This is a genomic window from Cellulophaga sp. (assembly GCF_039943695.1).
Lineage (GTDB): Bacteria > Bacteroidota > Bacteroidia > Flavobacteriales > Flavobacteriaceae > Cellulophaga.
Window position 1 is genome coordinate 1 of the sequence record NZ_JBDVAA010000097.1, and the last position, 4,656, is coordinate 4,656.

4 protein-coding genes are annotated in these 4,656 nt (G+C 32.2%); 1 reads left to right on the forward strand and 3 read right to left on the reverse strand.

All coding sequences use genetic code 11. The annotated features are described in order from the left end of the window. On the forward strand, positions 1 to 3,310 hold a 3,310-nt coding region (gene secA, locus ABJD66_RS06625), incomplete at its 5' end, for a preprotein translocase subunit SecA (RefSeq protein WP_348129592.1). 205 nt (positions 3,311 to 3,515) lie between these two features. Here the strand turns inward: secA and ABJD66_RS06630 are convergent. From ABJD66_RS06630 to ABJD66_RS06640, 3 genes are all read right to left on the reverse strand, one after another. Continuing rightward, positions 3,516 to 3,758 (reverse strand): hypothetical protein, encoded by a 243-nt coding sequence (locus ABJD66_RS06630; protein WP_100895593.1) that lies wholly within the window; start codon positions 3,756 to 3,758, stop codon positions 3,516 to 3,518. Positions 3,759 to 3,983: 225 nt separating this feature from the next. Then, positions 3,984 to 4,220 carry a hypothetical protein gene (locus ABJD66_RS06635; RefSeq protein WP_348129595.1) on the reverse strand — a complete coding sequence of 79 codons (237 nt, stop codon included), beginning with the start codon at positions 4,218 to 4,220 and terminating at the stop codon, positions 3,984 to 3,986. A 254-nt stretch (positions 4,221 to 4,474) separates the two neighbouring features. Then, on the reverse strand, positions 4,475 to 4,656 hold a 182-nt coding region (locus ABJD66_RS06640; protein ID WP_348129598.1), incomplete at its 5' end, for a hypothetical protein.

Consider the following 4,656-nt stretch of genomic DNA (forward strand, 5'->3'; position numbering starts at 1 on the left):
AGACGTTAAGCAATTACAACCATTAGTTGATAAAATTAAAGCATTTGAACAAAGTTTAGAGGCTATTAGCTTAGATGAGTTAAGAGCAAAAACAGTAGAGTTTAAAGAAAAGCTAAAGGCAGATACTAAAGACTTAAATGAACAAATAGAAGCTCTTAAACTAGAAGTAGAAGCGTCTACAGATATAGATAAGAACGAAGATCTTTATACAGAAATAGACCGCTTAAAAGAAGAAGTATATAAAACATTAGAAAACTCGCTTACAGACCTTTTACCTGAAGCTTTTGCTGTTGTAAAAGAAACTGCTAAACGTTTTACAAATAATACTACCCTTACTGTTACCGCTACTGAGTACGACAGACAATTATCTGGAATTAAAGACTATGTTAGCCTAGAAGGAGACAAAGCCGTATGGCAAAACTCTTGGGATGCTGCTGGTAAGCAAGTAACCTGGGATATGATACATTATGATGTACAGCTAATTGGTGGTATTGCTCTACACCAAGGTAAAATTGCAGAAATGCATACTGGTGAAGGTAAAACTTTAGTTGCAACATTACCTGTGTACTTAAATGCACTAACTGGTAATGGCGTACACCTTGTAACAGTTAACGATTACCTTGCAAAAAGGGATAGTGCTTGGATGGCACCTATATTTCAATTTCACGGGTTTACTATAGACTGTATAGATTATCACCAACCTAATTCTGATGCACGTAGAACTGCTTACAACGCAGATATTACTTATGGTACAAATAATGAATTTGGTTTTGATTATTTGCGTGATAATATGGCACACAAACCAACAGACCTAGTACAACGCCCTCACAACTTTGCTATTGTAGATGAAGTGGATTCTGTTTTAGTTGATGATGCACGTACACCATTAATTATCTCTGGTCCTGTACCAGAAGGAGACAGACATGAGTTTAACGAGTTAAAACCTAAAGTTGCAGATATTGTACAGTTACAAAAACAATATTTAACCGGTGTTTTAGCAGAAGCAAAAAAATTAATTGCTAGTGGCGACACTAAAGAAGGTGGTTTTCAATTATTACGTGTATTCCGTGGTTTACCTAAAAATAAAGCACTTATTAAATTTTTAAGTGAAGAAGGTATTAAACAGTTATTACAAAAAACTGAAAACTTTTATATGCAAGACAACAACCGTGAAATGCCTACGGTAGACGAAGAGTTGTTGTTTGTAATTGATGAAAAAAACAATCAGATAGAGCTAACAGACAAAGGAATTAAACACATCTCTGGAGATGTAGATAGTGATTTCTTTGTAATGCCAGATATTGGTTATGAGATTGCTCAAATAGAAAACCAAAATCTAAACATAGAAAAAGAAGCAGAACTTAAAGAAGAGTTATTTAAAGATTTCTCTATTAAAAGTGAGCGTATTCATACTATGAACCAATTACTAAAAGCTTACACTCTTTTTGAAAAAGATGTAGAGTATGTAGTAATGGATAATAAAGTAATGATTGTAGATGAGCAAACAGGTCGTATTATGGACGGTCGTCGTTACTCTGACGGTTTACACCAATCTATTGAAGCTAAAGAGAACGTAAAAATTGAAGCAATGACACAAACATTTGCTACAGTTACATTACAAAACTACTTTAGAATGTACAATAAGCTTGCAGGTATGACAGGTACTGCCATTACTGAAGCTGGTGAATTCTGGGAGATTTACAAGTTAGATGTTATGGAAATACCAACTAACAGACCAATTGCTCGTGATGATAGAAACGATTTAATTTACAAAACAAAAAGAGAAAAATACAATGCCATTATAGAGGAAGTTACACAACTATCTAACTCTGGCAGACCTGTACTTATTGGTACAACTTCTGTAGAAATATCAGAATTGTTATCTAGAATGTTAACTATACGTAAAGTACCGCACAATGTACTTAACGCCAAGTTACACAAGAAAGAAGCAGATGTAGTTGCGCAAGCTGGTAATGCAGGTATTGTAACCATTGCAACCAATATGGCAGGTCGTGGTACCGATATTAAATTATCTACAGATGTTAAAAATGCTGGTGGTTTAGCTATTATTGGTACAGAGCGTCACGATTCTAGACGTGTAGACAGACAGTTACGTGGTAGAGCTGGTCGTCAGGGAGATCCAGGAAGTTCTCAGTTTTATGTTTCTTTAGAAGATAACCTTATGCGGTTGTTTGGTTCTGATAGAGTTGCAAAAATGATGGATAAAATGGGCTTAGAAGATGGTGAAGTTATTCAACATTCTATGATGACAAAATCTATAGAACGCGCACAGAAAAAGGTTGAAGAAAATAACTTTGGAGTTCGTAAGCGTTTGTTAGAGTATGATGATGTTATGAATGCCCAAAGAGAGGTAATTTATAAAAGAAGACGACATGCATTACAAGGAGAGCGTTTAAAGTTAGATATTGCTAATATGATTTTTGATACCTGCGAATCTATCGCAGAAGGTAACAAAGGTGCTAGTGATTATAAAAACTTTGAGTTTGAATTAATTAAGTATTTCTCTGTAACATCTCCTATTACCGAAGATGACTTTGCAAAAATGACCAGTCAAGATATAGCAAGTAAAACCTACAAAGTTGTTTACGAGCACTATCTAAACAAAATGGAGCGTAATGCAGCTACTGCATTTCCGGTAATTAAAAATGTTTATGAAGACACGGCTAACAATTTTGAACGTATAGAGGTTCCTTTTACAGACGGTATTAAAGCTCTTAAAATAGTTACCAACCTTAAAGAAGCTTACGAGAGTAATGGTAAGCAATTGGTAAACGATTTTGAAAAGAATATTACACTTGCAATTGTAGATGACGCTTGGAAAACTCATTTACGTAAAATGGATGAGTTAAAACAATCTGTACAACTAGCTGTGCACGAACAAAAAGATCCGTTATTAATTTATAAGTTTGAAGCTTTTGAACTTTTTAAATCTATGGTAGATACTGTAAATAAAGATGTAGTATCATTCTTGTTTAAAGCTGAATTGCCTACTGGTGACACATCAGACATACAGGAAGCAAGAACCGTAAGAAAGCCACAAGCAAATTTACAAACTACAAAAGAGGAAATACCTAACAGTGATGAGTTAGCTGCACAGAACAGAGCTGCTAGCCAAACACAAGGTAATAGACCACAAGTAACAGAAACAATTACTAGAGAAAGACCAAAAATTGGTAGAAACGACAGAGTTACAATTAAAAATGTAATGAATGGCGAATCTAAAGTTGTTAAATTTAAACAAGCAGAACCTTTATTAACAAGAGGAGAATGGGTACTAGTTGAAGAATAAAACTAGTACTTAATAGTCATAAAAAAAGCAGCTCTTTTAGAGCTGCTTTTTATTTATATGCAGTGTTAAACTGCTGTCGTCGTTAGTTACTTTTTAATATGTTTATTACGAACAGGAACTTTAATAGCACGCACAGCTGGTTTATTTTTAGATAATAAGCCAATTGTTATAGCTGCTACGGTAATTAAAGTTATATATATCATAATTAAACTAATTTTGCTTTATTTGCTTTTGTTTCAAAAGATAACGCCTTTATAATTTTTGCATTTTTTATAATATACAAACGTGCTACGCTATTCTTTTTAATATTCTTATTAACTGTAGTCTCTTTTACTATTGAAGCTACCTTTACTATTTCAACTTTATTAAGAGGTGACTTTTTAGCTTTTTGTGCTTGTAAAGAAAAACCAACACAGAGTATAAAAGATAAGGTTACTAGAGTTTTCATAAATAGGTTTTATTTACTATAAAATTACAACCCAAGCTCACTCATCTATTTTCAAACTCGTTTAAAAACACTTTTTTATCGTTGATCTGCAACAACTTAGATGAACTACCTATTAAAAAATAGTAGTATTTATGTTAACTAACACTTTATCCAAAAAAACAAACACTACAACTGTTAACTAAAAAGTAATCATTAATTCACTAAATAGCAACTATCTAACTGATATTAAGCTATTTTACTTTTTGCTTTCTTAGTTGTAAAAGCTAATGCTTTTTTAATTTTAGAGTTTTTAAACTTATACAAACGTGCTACTTGATTTTTTTCTTTTAAAGTTTCCTTTTTAACTTCAGTAGCTTTTACTTCTTTACTATCCATTTTTAATACAGGAGCAACATTAGCATCTTGTGCTTGTGCTGTAATGCTTACTGTAATAACGAATAATAAAGTGATAATAGCTTTCATAGTAACTTTGTTTGTTGATGTAAAATTACTACCAACATAAAGCTATAGAAATCTAAATCGCTTAAACCCCCATATTTTTCGCTGTTTAACAAAAATTATGATAAAGTGTAAAAAATCGTCGATGACTGTAATTTGGGTAAAATCTGCTAATCGAAAATTATGTGCATTACAACAGATATTGTGCAACAAAGAAAATAAATATGCAGTTTAGGGTAAGACATATTTATGTAAAACAAAAGTTATAGTATATTTAATTAAGCTGTTTTAGTTACCACATCTTTAATTGTAAATGCTAAAGCTCTTTTAATTTTTGCATTTTTAAACATATACAAACGTACTACCTCAACTTTTTTCTTAACTACCTCTTTTTTAATTACCTCTTTTTTTACTTCTCCTGTTTTTACTTTCGTGTTTTCTACATTTAAAACAGGTGTAG